Raw genomic sequence first — 13,979 nt, 5'->3', positions numbered from 1 at the left:
TATGACGGTACGCGAGCAGATCGGGCAGCTCTTCATGGTCGGGTTTCTGGGTTCGTCGATATCCAAGGAACTGGCGACATTCATCGAAGAATACAAACCGGGCGGCGTGATCCTGTTCAGCCGCAACCTGGAATCCCTCGGGCAAATCGTCGAGCTCACGAATCAACTCCAGAAGCTGTCTTCTCATTCTCCGTTGCTCGTCTCAATCGATCAGGAGGGGGGACGCGTATCCCGGTTGCCGAAGGAGTTTACAATTTTTCCGCCCGGTGAAGCGTTGGGTCGCTGCAATTCCTACGAGCTCGCCTATGCCGCGGCCTCGGTGGTCGCGGCGGAGCTGCGGTGCGTGGGCGTCAATATGAACATGGCGCCGGTGCTGGACGTGAACAGCAATCCAGACAATCCCGTTATCGGCGATCGGGCCTTCGGCTCGGTGCCTGAAATTGTGTGTGAAATGGGACAGGCGACCGTGGCCGGATTGCAAGATAATCGGGTCGTGGCCTGTGGGAAGCATTTTCCCGGGCACGGAGATACCGCCACCGATTCGCATAAAGAGCTTCCGGTGGTGACGGCGTCGATTCAGCGCCTGCGGGAGGTCGAATGGCGGCCGTTCGAACACGCCGTTCAACATGGGGTCGCCACACTCATGACTGCGCACGTCCGTTATGATGCCCTGGATGACCAGCGACCCGCCACCCTGTCTCCGGCCATTATTCAATCCATACTCCGGGAGCAATTGAAGTATGACGGCGTCGTGTTGACGGATGATTTGGAGATGCATGCAATCATCGATCATTACGGCATTGGTGAAGCTTCGGTACAGGCCTTCTTGGCCGGGTGCGATGTCCTGTTGATCTGCAAGGACCGGGAGCGGGAAGTCGCGGCCATCCATGCCATCGAAAACGCCGTCAAGGAGGGGCGAATCTCTTCTGCCAGGCTGGAAACTTCGTTGGCGCGCGTTGCCGGACTCAAGGCGCGCTTTGTGCGGCCGTACAAACCGGTGACGATTTCCGATGCGCGACTGACGGTGGGGTGTCGCACGCATCGAGCGCTGCTTGAGTCGTTGCTCAGAACGCGTGACCGGTTAGCACAGCTGTCTTTTCCGGTTGCGTCCTAGCGAACGAGTTGTTCGACCCCTCACCGTCCCGCGGCCTTTGAAAATTCCTGGACATTCCGTTCCACAATCTGATTCACTAACATCCGATTTTCGGCAAGGAGGCAGGCTGAAATGGCTGTCAAGAAAGGCGATATCATCGACGAACGCAAACGCCATCCGGACTCGTGCGGGTTGGTGGTGAAGATCATGGGCGGCGGTGAGGGATTTGAAAAGATCGTGTGTTGCGATCACGAACTCACTGAAGCCGATACGGTGACCGAAGTGGCTGCTTCCCTCGGCCGCAAGCGGGGCGCGTTGGGTCCCGCCCTCATTCTGGACGAAAAAAAACTGTACCCCGATTCGTGCGGCTTGCGGGTCATGATCTTCGACGGCGGCGCGGGCTTCAAAGAAATCCGATGCTGCGGCCACGCGCTTTCCCTATCGTCAATACGCGAATTGAAATACGGCGGGATGCGCAGTCAGGATCCGGGTCAGAATGCCAAGGGCGGGACTGCATAGGAAGAGAACTCAAGGGAATCCATGGATAATCTGTTGACCCATCGCAGCCCGACCATGAAACGCTGGCTCGGGTACATGGACGGTTTGGACCGTCTCGGCTACATCACGGCGGGATTCAGCTTGTTGCTGCTCGGCATGCTGATTTTTGCTCATGCCTGGTACGTATTTATTTTGAAAAGCGGGCAATCCGGGCTGCTTCCGGCCGGCCTCAGGCTATTGAATGATCTGCTTCTCGTCATTATCCTGCTCGAACTGTTCCGGACCGTTGTTCGTTTTTTGCAGACCGAGGTCTTGGAACTGGAACCGTATCTGGCCGTCGGCATCATCGCCTGCACCAGGCGTATCTTGACCGCGAGCGCCGAGCTCTCTCATCAACCGGAGGTAACGCCGCAACAGTTCTATCACTATTTAATGGATATCGGACTCAATGTCGCCGTCATTATGGTGCTGATCGTCGCCGTGTACCTCCTTCGCAAACGTCCGGGGCCGACTCCGGTCGCCCCTGCCTGATCCCGACCGTAAGAAATTGTTCCGTTGCGCTTGTGAAGCCTTCGTATCGATACTCTCTCTTGCCTGTGCATAAGCGGTTGTGGCATCATGCCTCTTCTTTTACTTTTGGAGAGAGGGATGGGTAGCTTGCTGGAATATGTCGGCTACGTGCATATCTATTTGGGGCCGTACCGAGGAAACCCTATCGCCCTCTATCTCCTGCGCTCGGATAAAGGTTGTCGAATCGGCCCCAAAGCCTATCCATGGAATGATGTGATAGGCATCGGGGAGACTCCGAACAAGGCTGCTGCAGACTTCGAGGAAAAATGGAAGGGTAAGGGCCTGTCCGCCGACATGTATTCCGGACCGTCCTGGGAAGGTGGTATCAAACCGGAGAAACCGGCGCCTCCGAAACCGGCTGCTCCTCCGAAACCGGCCGCAACTCCCGGGGCGTCGGCACAGCCTGCCTCCGCGGCTTCTGCTCCAGCCGGCAACGCCGGAAGCGGATCGCAACCGCCCCCATCCGCCAAGGTTCCGGCTGATGCTTCGACACAACCGGCCGCTCCACCAACCAAAGTTCCGGCTCAGCCGGCTTCCGCGACTTCCGCGCCGGCCGGAGCCTCCACGCCTGGCGCGGCTAAGGCACCGGCGCAAGCGACTCCCTCAAACGCTGCTCCGCTCGCCGCCGGAAAGAATACATCGATTCCGCCTGCTCCGGCCAAGCCGACGGCACCGGCCGCCCCTCTCAAGACCGCCGCGCCGCAGCGCGATCCCAAGTCTTAGTCTCTAGTTCCCTATAGCGGGCGCGGCATGAACATGATCTACTGAGCACTCTGTTCAGGCGGAAATGTCACGCGACGGAACGGAGAGGCGGCTGTGGCGGATGCCATACATGAAATAGACCGCGATGCCGATAATCGTCCACACGACGAAGCGAATCCAGGTCAGCGTCGGTAAAAACGCCATCAGAGCCAAGCAGGCAAACATGCCGAGCAGCGGAACCCAGGGCATCAGCGGCATGCGGAATGGTCGCGGCTGGAGAGGTTTCGTGTAACGGAGCACCATGACGCCCATGCAGACCAAAACGAACGCAAACAACGTTCCGATGTTGGTCATGTCCGCCGCATCTCCGATGGGGATGAAGGCGGCAAGCACGGCCACGGCGACGCCCGTCAGATAAGTCGCATGATGCGGCGTCCGAAACTTCGGATGCACTGTCGATAACCAAGGGCCTAGCAGACCATCCCGAGACATGGCGAAAAACACGCGGATCTGGCCGATCATCATCACGACCAGGACGCTCGTAATTCCCGCCACCGCACCGATTGCGACGACCGCAGCCCCCCATCGATAGCCCGCGACACTGAGCGCTTCGGCCACCGGGGCATTGATGTCGATTTTTGAATAGGGGATTAGCCCGGTCAAAATTGCCGCGACGGCGATGTAGAGCAGCGTGCAAATGAACAATGACGCGAAGATCCCGATCGGCAGGTCACGCTGAGGATTGCGGGCCTCCTCGGCGGTCGTCGAGACGGCGTCAAATCCGATATACGCGAAAAAGACTATGGCCGCCGCCGCTCCGACACCGTCGAAGCCGAACGGCATGAAGGGACTCCAGTTCGCCTTGTCCACCCCCCCGGCGCCGACCCCGATGAAAAATACAATAACCGCCAGTTTAATGAGGACAATCACACCGGTGGCGCGCGCGCTTTCCTTGACGCCGATCACGAGAATAATGGTGACCAGCAGGACAATAATCGCGGCGGGCAGGTTCGCCACGCCCCCGTCTGTGCCGGGCGCGTGGGTCGCCCAATAAGGCAACTCGATCCCGCAGAGTTTCAAGATGTTATTGAAGTAGCCGGACCACCCTATAGCAACGGCGACGCAAGCCACTCCGTACTCCAGGATCAAATTCCAGCCGGTCAGCCACGCAAGCAATTCTCCCAGCGTCGCATAGGAATAGGTGTAGGCGCTTCCTGCCACAGGAATCATCGCGGCAAATTCGGCATAGCAGAGAGCCGCCAGCGCGCACGTCAGACCGGACAGCATGAACGAGAGAATAATCCCCGGACCGGCTCCGGGCCGGTGCGCATCGCCGACGATCGCGGTGCCGATCAGTACGAAGATGCCCGTTCCAATGATGGCCCCGATTCCAAGGCCGGTGAGATCCCAGGCCGTCAGGGTCTTCTTCAGCCGATGTTCCGGAGCGTCAGAGTCGGCGAGGATTCGTTCGATGGATTTCGTGCGGAATAGCGAACTGTCCACTCACGCTCCTTCGGCCGAGATCATGCGTGAATAACCATGGCGAGGATGAGAACCTCTTGGCAGGGGGTATTGAAACAAGTATAGCAGGTCGCTCTCACGAAGCCCGCCCGGCCGCCCGGAGAAATGCTTGAAAGAGCCGGCGGTGGGATGGATAGCGGTCAAACAGGAATTCCGGATGCCATTGAAGCCCGACGAAAAATCGATGGGAGGGCGATTCAATGGCCTCGATGATCCCGTCAGGCGCCTGGGCACTGATGATGAAGCCGGGCGCGGCCTGCTTGACCGATTGATGGTGCGAACTGTTGACCCGAAGGATTCTCTGTTTGACAATGCGATTGAGCACGCTGCCCGGGACGATGGAGACGGCGTGGGACAGCCGCGTGGCCGGTTCCGACTGGCGATGGGGCAATGAGTTTTGGGTCTGAGAAGGAATATCCTGAAAGAGGCTTCCACCGCATGCCACGTTCATGGCCTGCATGCCGCCGCAAATGCCCAGAGTAGGGATACGGGACTTCACCGCCCATTTCGCGAGATCGAGTTCGAAGTCCGCGCGCCGCGGCGCCATGATCTTGAAGTCATATTGTTGAACCTCACCATAATGCGAGGGATTCAGATCGGGGCCGCTTCCCGTAAGCAAGAGGCCGTCGATGTCGGCCAGCAAAGCGCGCCTGGCACGCCGATCGGCGATGAGCGGCAGTATCACAGGAATGCCGCCGAGCTCTTCAATGGCTCGTATGTATCGAGCTCTCAAGAAGTAGGTGGGCTCGCGTCCGCCCATATCTTCGCGGTCACCGGCATTGAAGTCCGGTGTTACCCCGATGACGGGTCTCATGTTATCGAATCGGTTCCAATGGCAAGGGAGCCGGTTCCTGAGCAGCGGCGTCGGTCTCGCGCGCCGGTTCAGCCGGCACGCCGAGGAATCGCACGGGTTTGTCTCCCTTCAGATGCTCGGGAGTGATAATGTAGGTGCCGTACATGCTCGGGATCCAAATATTCTTGGCCGTCTGTTCGCTGCCCCCGGAGAAAGCATAGGCGAGGCCGCCGACGACTCCCCCACCGATGGCGAACGCGGCCTTGAACGGAAAGTAGAGAATGGTCGCGACAGCCGATGCGGCCTGCATCCCGACGCCCGACGGAGTCCCGGTCGAGGCGTCGCCGGCCGGGGAGGACGAGGTGGGCGAATCCTGGGCAAGAACCGGCGATGCAATAAGGACGGAAGAAAAGGCCAATAAGACCAAAATTGCGAGGGTCTTCAGGAGTCCCTGACGTGCGGGCTCGGGTTCCTTATTCATGACGCTCACGATATGCTCCTCCTCATCTCGACAAAAAATAATGCGATTGATGACATCGCCGGCGGCGCAGAAGCTCCACTCGGCATACCTTGGCGTTATAGCAAATCTGATGGGGAATAAAAACCCCTCCGGCGACGTGCGGTAGGTTTAAGACGTCGAATGGAATTGAGGTTCATCAAGATCAAGTTCAGCGCGCAGCGATGAGAAGATGTGTTCTCGTTCGCTTCGCGCAAGCCGGTCCAATTCAGAGATCATGGCGTGCGCCGCAATCTCCTGGCTCTCCTGCGCAAGACCGGATTCCAATGCCAGATGGAGCTTACGGCCGCAGAGAACTTGGATGAAGACTTCATCGATTCGCTGGGCCAGGTCTAGCCGCTCATCGTCCGGCACTCGCTCAAGCGTCTCGGCCAGCCAGGAGTGGAAACGTAATGCCTGGCGGATCCGTTCTACTTGGCTCTGCGAGATGTCAACCGAAACCTGCACCCCGCCCTTCCAACTGCGTTTCTTGACATTGAACACACAGCGCCACGCTTCGTCCTGTCCGAGATCATCGGGGCCGAAGAAAAAAGTAATGCGGAAAGGCGTGGTGTCTGGTGAAGACGGCGGCATCATCTCTCGTGCATTCTATCATCGGTTCTGATCGGGAAACAGGTCGATTGACCGCAAAAAAAGCCGACGTTATGATGCGCCTCCATGGATTCGTCCGCTGTACACCGCAACCGTGTGGAAGCCATTCAGCAAGCGATCCGCGAAGAGCCTGGATTGGATGGATGGCTCTTCTGTGATTTCCGGCACAGCGACCCCCTCGCGTACGGAGTGTTGTTGCTCGATGCCGGGCTCCATGTCACGAGACGCTGGTACTACTGGATTCCGGCCAGTGGGATGCCGGTGAAACTCCTCCACGGTATTGAACCCCATGTGTTGGGTCCATTGCCGGGAGAGGAGCGACGGTACGTCTCGTGGCGTGATCGACAGTCGGCATTGCAATCGATCCTTCGGCCGGCCAGGCGAATTGCCATGGAGTATTCCCCGTATAACGCAATTCCTTACGTATCTCGCGTGGACGCCGGCACGGTTGAACTCGTGAGGAGCTTCAATATCGAGGTCGTCACATCGGCCGATCTGGTGCAGCGGTTCGAGGCGGTATGGGACGCCCGGCAATTGGGATCCCATCGTGTCGCAGCCGAGGCACTTCGCAGGATCGTCGATGAAGCATTTCACCAGGTCGGAGCCATGGTGGCTCGAATAGAGCCCTTTGGAGAATACGAATTGCAACAGTTCATCATGTCCCGTTTCCGGCAGTACGGACTGGTCACATCAAGTGCCCCTATCGCGGCGGTCAACCAGCATAGCGCCGATCCCCATTACTCACCCTCACCGGAAACGAGTCAGCCCATCAGAAAGGGCGACTTGGTGCTGATTGATCTGTGGGCCAAACAGCCGGATGCCGGCGCCGTGTACGCCGACATTACCTGGACCGGTTACGTGGGATCTTCCGTGCCTGAGCGGCACGAGCGCCTCTTTCAGATAGTCAGGAATGCCCGGGATGCGGCGTTGAGCTTTGTGCGGCAACGAGTCGGTGCAGGAATTTTCCCGTGCGGATGGGAAGTGGACGATGCGTGCCGACGGGTGATCCAAGAGGCCGGCTATGCGGATCGATTCATCCACCGGACGGGACATTCGATCGGCGTCGAGGTTCATGGGAACGGGGCGAATATCGACAACCTTGAAACCCAGGATGGCCGTCGATTGATTCCCTGCACCTGCTTCTCGATCGAGCCCGGCATTTACTTGCCCGGCGAATTCGGCATCCGCAGCGAACTTGACGTCTATGTGTCTGAGAATGAAGTGGTCGTGTATGGGCAACCGGTGCAGACTCAGATCGTCCCGATTCCGGTCCGCGCATGATAAATTAAGGCGGGGCGCCTCGCCGCCAGTCCCGGTTTCTTGACACGTCCAAGCCGCGGCATATATCGTGGACGATGGCACTCTCGCCCGCGTGAGGCGGTGTCAAATCTAGAATTCCAGAGGAAAGGATCACGGCCATGTTCGGCACAATGGGATTTTCAGAATTGATCATCATCCTCGTGATCGTGCTGATTATTTTTGGGGCGGGCAAGCTTCCTCAGATCGGGGAGGGAGTCGGAAAGGCGCTCAAGGGGTTCAAAAAGGAAGTCCACGACATCCCTCCCGCCGAGGCAGCGACGGTGGCCGCGGAACCGGCAAGTGGCCAGGCTCCCCCGCCATCCAACCAACCGGCTGCAACGCCGCCGACTGAAGCCAGCACCTTGAAGCCGACCTCCCCCTATACTCCGGGACCAGAACTGACGCCTGGTACCACTGCGGCGATGTTGGCGAATCTCGGGCCACAAGGATCGGCTCAGGGCCAGCCACCGAAACCGGCCGTTGCCGGGACTCAGAATGGCCAGAATGCCCAATCGGGTTCGGCGGCTGCTGCCCCTCACCAGTCCCCCCCGACCATGGAAGATCGGATGGCGGCGCCGGCACCTATGGCACGGGCTCAGTATCCTCCTCTTCCGCCGGGTGCACAGGCCAAACCAGTCGCCAAACGACCTTCTGCCGTGGTCAATAAGGAGGCGGTGGCTCGAGTCCAGGCCGCCCAGGCTGCGCTGAAGGGGAAGGCTCATCCACCGTCAGCCGGTGTGTCGCAACAAGATATGCAGCATTTCGGCGAAGGATTGGGGGACGCGCTACGGACGTTTCGTCAAGCCGTGGCGGATGTGCGAGGTTCCGTAGACCCCGAGATGCGAACCATTCAGGCGGAAATCGATGCCGCCCAAAAGGAGCTTGAACAATCGATTGAAGCAGCCAAGCAAGCGTCGGTCACTGAAGAGCAGCCCCCCGGCAAGCCGGCCTGATACTGTTTTCGCCTCGTGAGGCATATTTGCTCAATCAGGCTTCGCAATCCCCACTTGGATATGGCTTCTTTCTTTTTCTGACTCTTTCCGGCTGTTATCTCGACACACCTCCCGCCGGCCCCGATGCGGTGTCCATATGGCTTGCAGACCTCCTGGGCGATCGGAACCCCGAAATCCGGCGTACCGCCGCCGAAGCCTTGGGAAAGATTGGTAGTCCGTCACAGATCGATAGAATTATCCAAACCTTAGGGGATCCTGATCCTCGTGTACGTGAAGCCGGTGTCATTGCATTGGGGCGGTTGGATGTTCAAGCGGACGGAGTCCAGGCGCTCGTCCAGGCATTAGGCGATACGGCCGAACCGGTCAGAGCAGCGGCTGCCCGTAGCCTCGGTGAGCTGAATGGGGGCAAGGCTTCGGGCGATCGTCTCGTCCAGCTACTGAAGTATCCGGACAAACAGAAGCGTAAGGCCGCTATTCAAGCGTTGGTGCACGTTGAAGCGGACCAGGCCTTTCCTCAGCTCTCCCTTGCTCTCCGTGATCCTGATGCGGAAGTCCGCCAAGGAGCAGTGGCCGCTCTGGGCGAATGGTGGGGGGAACGAGCGGTCCCTTTACTGAGGGAACGGCTTGCTGTTGATGCGGATTCCAGGGTCCGGGTAGAGGCGGCATACCGGCTGGGAAAGATCGGGCATCAAAAACTGGCCAAGGAGTTGGGTCATGTCGCAGCGACCGATCACGATGCCACGGTCCGTCGGTGGGCCAAGTGGGCGAGCGAGCAGCTCAGGCGACCGCTCGACTCCGGTTGAGAGCGTCCACAAGGTCAATCAGTCGCTGCTGGGCCTCGTCTTCTATTTCCGTAAATTGCACTCCCATACCCGGAAACAATAAGTACCGTTCCGGTTTTGCTCGCGTCCACGCGACTTTGGCTTTCGTTTTATATTTGTCGGCCGGACGGTCCGGCAATGAAAATTCGACGGTCAGTTCTGTTCCCGGGGACAATGGGGCGCTGCTTTCGATGAAAAGCCCTCCTCCTCCCACACCTCCGGTGAGACTGTCGAATTGCTGGCCCTCCGAAGTCGTGCAACGAACCTTGATCGCAAGTGGTGCGCGTGGATGGGCGCGGCTATGCGCGAATCGGGTATCTTCATCGACCGATAAGATCCGCTCAATCAGGAGTCCCCACCCAAGGGTACCGAGGCGGTGTCCCCCTTCACTGAGCAAGGTGACTGTTTCTTGATCGCAATCAAGCTCAAGCACTTTCCCCAGGTGCTCCTGGGTCATGGTAACAGGGAATTTCATCTATGGCGTCTCCTCAAGAAAGGTGCAAGGCTGGTAGGCAGACGGCCCCGGCTATGGATTCTGGTTGGCGCTCTTGACTGAATGAACGAGATTCACCACGCGAATCCTGGTCTCCGCGGCAATGTCCGTAAAACGTACCCCCATGCCGGGGCTGAATGTATACTGATCGGCCTTTGGGCAAACCCAGGCGACGACGCCTTTGGCCGACAACCATTCATTCTCGGAATCGGGAAGGCAGAATTCTATGACGAGCTTTGTCCCGACCGGGGGCGGAGCCTCGCTTTCGATAAACAGACCGCCGCCTCCTATGCCGCCTGCCCGGCTCTCGACTTGCTGTCCCTGCGGAGTATTGTATTTGACCCGCACGGATAACGAGATGCGAGGATCGGTCCGGCCGTCTTCGAAGTGGGTGGGTTTACGGTAAGCAAGAATATGATCGATAATGAAATCCCATGCGACGGTCCCGAGAGTCTCCCCGTTGATGCCGATCAGTGTAATGACTTCTCGAGCGCTATCCAGGTCAAGCGCTTTGCCCTTATGGCGATTGCTGGAAACTACGGGGATTTTCACGTCGCTCTTCCTTGGCAAAGATTCGCCCGCTCTCTGTAGGGAGTATAGCGCAGAGCACCAAAATGTCGATCAATTGATCGCAATTGGAGCGAGAGGCCTCGTACCGGCAAGCCGAACGGGCCGGGGGCGCTCATGGCTGAAGGGCGGCATACCTGCCAGGGGCGGTGGATGGAACGCATCCTAAGATGCGTCCAGCACATTGTCTAAGCGCTTTTGATCTCCTTGTCCTGCTCGAAGATCCGAATCGGCGGATGCTTTCCGATAATAACGTCTTCAGTGATCACGACCTCTTTGATCTGCTTTTGCGATGGCGCGTCGTACATGAGGTCAAGCATCACTTCTTCGAGAATGGCTCGGAGACCGCGAGCGCCTGTTTTTTGAGTATAGGCTTTGCGGGCCACCGCTCCCAGGGCACCTTCCGTAAATTTAAGTTTGACCTTTTCGAAAGAAAGAAGCTTCTCGTATTGTTTGGTAAGGGCATTTCTAGGCTCGGTCAGAATTCGGATCAGGGCCTTTTCGTCGAGTTCGTCCAACGTCGCGACGACGGGAAGCCGCCCGATAAATTCGGGGATGAGACCATATTTCAGAAGATCTTCCGGCTGGACAAAAGGCAGCAACTCGCCTAACCGGACGTCATTTCGACCTCGGATCTCAGCTCCGAATCCCATCGATTTTCTGTTCAAGCGTTGCTCGATAATCTGTTCCAATCCGACGAACGCTCCGCCGCATATGAAGAGAATATTCCCGGTATTCACCTGGATAAACTCCTGATGGGGATGTTTCCTTCCTCCTTGAGGCGGGACATTGGCGATGGTGCCTTCAATCAACTTGAGGAGGGCTTGTTGCACCCCTTCGCCGGACACATCGCGGGTGATCGAAGGGCTGTCGCTTTTCCGGCTGATCTTGTCGATCTCGTCGATATACACGATGCCCCGTTCGGCCCGTTCCACATCGTAATCAGCCGCCTGCAAGAGCTTGAGAATGATATTCTCGACGTCTTCACCGACATAACCTGCCTCGGTGAGCGTCGTGGCGTCGGCTAGCGTAAAAGGCACATCCAAATACTTGGCCAAGGTCTGGGCCAGCAACGTCTTGCCTGTCCCGGTGGGACCGATCATGAGGATGTTGCCCTTTTGCAATTCGACATCGTCCACATCCTTTTCTTTGGCCGAAATGCGCTTGTAGTGATTATGGACCGCAACGGAGAGAATTTTTTTGGCCCGATCCTGGCCGATGACATACTGGTCGAGATGGTGTTTGATGTCCGCCGGTTTCTTCAGCTTCGACGAAATCTCCTCCTTGGCTTCTTCCCAATCTTCCGCAATAATATCGTTGCACAGATTGACGCATTCGTCACAGATGTAGACCGTCGGCCCGGCAATTAGTTTGCGGACTTCGTCCCGGCTTTTCCCGCAGAATGAACAACGCAAATGCCGGTCGATCTTCTCCTGCTTGGCCATGCTCCCTCCTGTCCTTACGAGCTCTTGGCGGTTTCTTTTGACGGCTCGGATCCAGGGATCTTGAAGCTTTTCAGCGGTCTGGTGATGACCTCGTCGATCAATCCATACTTCTTGGCCTCTTCACCCGACATGAAATAATCGCGTTCGGTATCGAGGGCGATCTTATCAAGAGGCTGGCCTGTATGTTTCGAGAGAATGTCGTTGAGTCGTTCACGAATCTTCAAGATCTCCCGCGCATGAATATCAATCTCGGTGGCCTGGCCCTGAAAGCCCCCCATGGGCTGATGGATCATCACCCTAGCATTCGGCAGCGCAAAGCGCTTGCCCTTAGATCCAGCCGTAAGCAAGAGCGCTCCCATGCTCGCAGCCTGTCCCAGGCAAATCGTGGTGATGGGAGGTTTCACATACTGCATGGTATCGTAAATGCCTAGCCCGGCCGTGACGCTGCCGCCCGGTGAATTGATATAAAGATTGATATCCTTCTCGGGATCCTCGGCTTCGAGGAAGAGGAGTTGGGCGATGATCAGATTCGCGAACACATCATCGATGGGGGCGCCCAGAAAAATGATGCGGTCTTTCAGCAGGCGCGAATAAATATCATAGGCGCGTTCACCGCGATTGGTTTGTTCAATAACGATCGGAACTAACATGCAGCATGATCCTTTCCGTTAGAGTAAGCTCTCCGGCTTCACTCTAACATATCCGTGCAAGAGACCGGTTGGCTTGGGAAAAGCACAATTATGTTCTGTCGGTCAATGTCTGGTTATCCCTGGATGACCGAATGTCGATAGACGAAGTCCAGCGTTTTGTCGCCAAGAATCCGGCTTCGCAAATCATCCAACGATTCCTTCCCGCCGGCCTGGATCATGCGGGTGACCTCTTCCACCGACAATTTGACCTCGGAAGCCAGGCGCGCAATCTCCGCGTGTAATTCTTCGTTGCTGACCGTCAACCCTTCCTTATCTGCGATCGCTTCAAGAATGAGGCTGGTTTTCACGCGGCGCTCCGCTTCCGGCCGGTGCTCGTCCCTCAGTCTCGTAATCTCTTCGGTCCGGGACGCAGCGGCGGACTCTTGAGCGTCGTCCGGCTTGCGATGGCGGGATTGCAGCGTTTGGCGGATCATGGCCGTGAGTTCTCGCTCAACCAGCGACTCCGGAAGATCAAAGTGGTGCATTTCCGTGAGTCGCTTGAGGACGGTATTCTTGTATGAATCGTCGATGTCCTTCTTCAGGGCCCGTTCCATTTCTCCCTTGAGATGATCCTTGAGTTCCTGAATCGTGCTGTATGGACCGCAATCCTTGGCAAATTCGTCATCGAGTCGGGCCAATTGTTTTTGCTTGATCGCGCGAATCGTACAGCGGAACGTCACCGTTTTGCCGGCGACGCGCTGATCGGGATGAGTGGATGGATACTGTTGTGGAATGTCTATGACCTCTCCTTCGCGTTTTCCAGTAATGTGGCTGTCCACTTCGATCCCAAGGATCGAAGCCTTCGACCCGACTTTGTGGAGATGGCCTTCCTTGGTTGTTCCCTCGAGCACCTGGCCGTCAAGCCGGCCTTCTATATCCAAAACGGCGAAATCTCCTTCCGCCAGCGCCGCTCCGGCAGGCGCCGGGTGCAACTGGGCCATGCGCTCGCGAAGGACCTCTAGAGCCTTATCAATTTGTTCATCCGTAACGGTTCGTGTATCCGGCTTGAGAGAGATCGGATTCGGTGCTTTGTAATCCCGCAGTTCAATGGTCGGCTTGATTTCAACCGTGGCCGTAAAACTAAACGCCGCATCCCTGCTGATTTTAACCCGTTCCAAGGGCGGAATCTCGACAACGACCGGGACGATGCCCGCTTGTCGAATTGCCTTATCGTAATAATCGGGAACGAGCGAACGAATGACGTCTTCCTCGACGGCTTTTGCGTAGCGCTTCTCCAGAAGTTGGACAGGCGCCTTGCCGGGTCGAAAGCCAGGAATGCGGACTTGTTTGTTCAGTTCCGTATAGGCCTGAACGAAGCGCTGCTTCACCTCCTCGACGGGAACTTCGATCTTCAACGCGCGTTTCATAGGGCCGAGTTCGGTTACTTCCATTCGCATATCGGACTCAATACCTCCGGTGATATCCAC

Annotated in this window: 16 protein-coding genes; 7 read left to right on the top strand and 9 right to left on the bottom strand. The window is 57.3% G+C overall.

Annotated elements, in window-relative coordinates; all coding sequences use genetic code 11:
* Window position 1 precedes the first annotated feature (1 nt).
* The 4 genes from nagZ to ACWGXE_RS21520 all read left to right on the top strand — a co-directional run bounded on the left by nagZ (window position 2) and on the right by ACWGXE_RS21520 (window position 2,884).
* On the top strand, window positions 2-1,114 hold the full coding sequence (gene nagZ / locus ACWGXE_RS21535; RefSeq protein WP_447600189.1) for a beta-N-acetylhexosaminidase: 1,113 nt from the start codon (window positions 2-4) through the stop codon (window positions 1,112-1,114).
* Window positions 1,115-1,225: 111 nt separating this feature from the next.
* Window positions 1,226-1,612, top strand: a complete 387-nt coding sequence (locus ACWGXE_RS21530; RefSeq protein ID WP_447600188.1) for a hypothetical protein — start codon at window positions 1,226-1,228, stop codon at window positions 1,610-1,612.
* Between the two features lie 21 nt (window positions 1,613-1,633).
* Window positions 1,634-2,122, top strand: coding sequence for a phosphate-starvation-inducible PsiE family protein (locus ACWGXE_RS21525; RefSeq protein ID WP_447600187.1), 489 nt, complete (start codon window positions 1,634-1,636; stop codon window positions 2,120-2,122).
* A gap of 117 nt (window positions 2,123-2,239) precedes the next feature.
* Window positions 2,240-2,884: a hypothetical protein gene (locus ACWGXE_RS21520; RefSeq protein ID WP_447600186.1), complete on the top strand. Its 645-nt coding sequence runs from the start codon at window positions 2,240-2,242 to the stop codon at window positions 2,882-2,884.
* 54 nt (window positions 2,885-2,938) lie between these two features.
* Here the strand turns inward: ACWGXE_RS21520 and ACWGXE_RS21515 are convergent, their stop codons facing one another.
* The 4 genes from ACWGXE_RS21515 to ACWGXE_RS21500 form a co-directional block, all read right to left on the bottom strand.
* Entirely contained in the window at window positions 2,939-4,366 is a 1,428-nt protein-coding gene (locus tag ACWGXE_RS21515; RefSeq protein ID WP_447600185.1) for an amino acid permease, read from the bottom strand.
* Between the two features lie 94 nt (window positions 4,367-4,460).
* A complete protein-coding gene (locus tag ACWGXE_RS21510) occupies window positions 4,461-5,198 on the bottom strand; it encodes a gamma-glutamyl-gamma-aminobutyrate hydrolase family protein (protein ID WP_447600184.1) in 738 nt (245 codons plus the stop codon).
* Window position 5,199: 1 nt separating this feature from the next.
* Window positions 5,200-5,667, bottom strand: a complete 468-nt coding sequence (locus ACWGXE_RS21505; protein WP_447600183.1) for a hypothetical protein — start codon at window positions 5,665-5,667, stop codon at window positions 5,200-5,202.
* Window positions 5,668-5,805: 138 nt separating this feature from the next.
* Window positions 5,806-6,270 (bottom strand): hypothetical protein, encoded by a 465-nt coding sequence (locus tag ACWGXE_RS21500; RefSeq protein ID WP_447600182.1) that lies wholly within the window; start codon window positions 6,268-6,270, stop codon window positions 5,806-5,808.
* An 81-nt stretch (window positions 6,271-6,351) separates the two neighbouring features.
* Between ACWGXE_RS21500 and ACWGXE_RS21495 the strand changes: the two genes are divergently transcribed.
* The 3 genes from ACWGXE_RS21495 to ACWGXE_RS21485 all read left to right on the top strand — a co-directional run bounded on the left by ACWGXE_RS21495 (window position 6,352) and on the right by ACWGXE_RS21485 (window position 9,340).
* Window positions 6,352-7,566, top strand: coding sequence for a M24 family metallopeptidase (locus ACWGXE_RS21495; protein WP_447600181.1), 1,215 nt, complete (start codon window positions 6,352-6,354; stop codon window positions 7,564-7,566).
* 137 nt (window positions 7,567-7,703) lie between these two features.
* Entirely contained in the window at window positions 7,704-8,537 is an 834-nt protein-coding gene (tatA, locus tag ACWGXE_RS21490) for a twin-arginine translocase TatA/TatE family subunit (RefSeq protein ID WP_447600180.1), read from the top strand.
* Between the two features lie 26 nt (window positions 8,538-8,563).
* Window positions 8,564-9,340 carry a HEAT repeat domain-containing protein gene (locus ACWGXE_RS21485; RefSeq protein WP_447600179.1) on the top strand — a complete coding sequence of 259 codons (777 nt, stop codon included), beginning with the start codon at window positions 8,564-8,566 and terminating at the stop codon, window positions 9,338-9,340.
* Here ACWGXE_RS21485 and ACWGXE_RS21480 read toward each other — a convergent pair.
* The 5 genes from ACWGXE_RS21480 to tig all read right to left on the bottom strand — a co-directional run bounded on the left by ACWGXE_RS21480 (window position 9,315) and on the right by tig (window position 13,949).
* On the bottom strand, window positions 9,315-9,833 hold the full coding sequence (locus ACWGXE_RS21480; protein WP_447600178.1) for a PilZ domain-containing protein: 519 nt from the start codon (window positions 9,831-9,833) through the stop codon (window positions 9,315-9,317). The two genes, ACWGXE_RS21485 and ACWGXE_RS21480, sit on opposite strands and share 26 nt — an antisense overlap.
* 51 nt (window positions 9,834-9,884) lie before the next feature.
* Window positions 9,885-10,403, bottom strand: a complete 519-nt coding sequence (locus ACWGXE_RS21475) for a PilZ domain-containing protein (RefSeq protein ID WP_447600177.1) — start codon at window positions 10,401-10,403, stop codon at window positions 9,885-9,887.
* A 203-nt stretch (window positions 10,404-10,606) separates the two neighbouring features.
* A complete protein-coding gene (gene clpX / locus ACWGXE_RS21470; protein WP_447600176.1) occupies window positions 10,607-11,863 on the bottom strand; it encodes an ATP-dependent Clp protease ATP-binding subunit ClpX in 1,257 nt (418 codons plus the stop codon).
* Window positions 11,864-11,877: 14 nt separating this feature from the next.
* Complete coding sequence (gene clpP / locus ACWGXE_RS21465) at window positions 11,878-12,513, bottom strand: ATP-dependent Clp endopeptidase proteolytic subunit ClpP (RefSeq protein WP_447600175.1); 636 nt, start codon at window positions 12,511-12,513, stop codon at window positions 11,878-11,880.
* A gap of 113 nt (window positions 12,514-12,626) precedes the next feature.
* Window positions 12,627-13,949, bottom strand: coding sequence for a trigger factor (tig, locus tag ACWGXE_RS21460; RefSeq protein WP_447600174.1), 1,323 nt, complete (start codon window positions 13,947-13,949; stop codon window positions 12,627-12,629).
* Window positions 13,950-13,979 lie beyond the last annotated feature (30 nt).

It is taken from the genome of Nitrospira sp. Nam80, from assembly GCF_965152575.1.
Note: the sequence above shows the minus strand (reverse complement) of the source record. Positions and strands in the feature narration are given on the sequence as shown.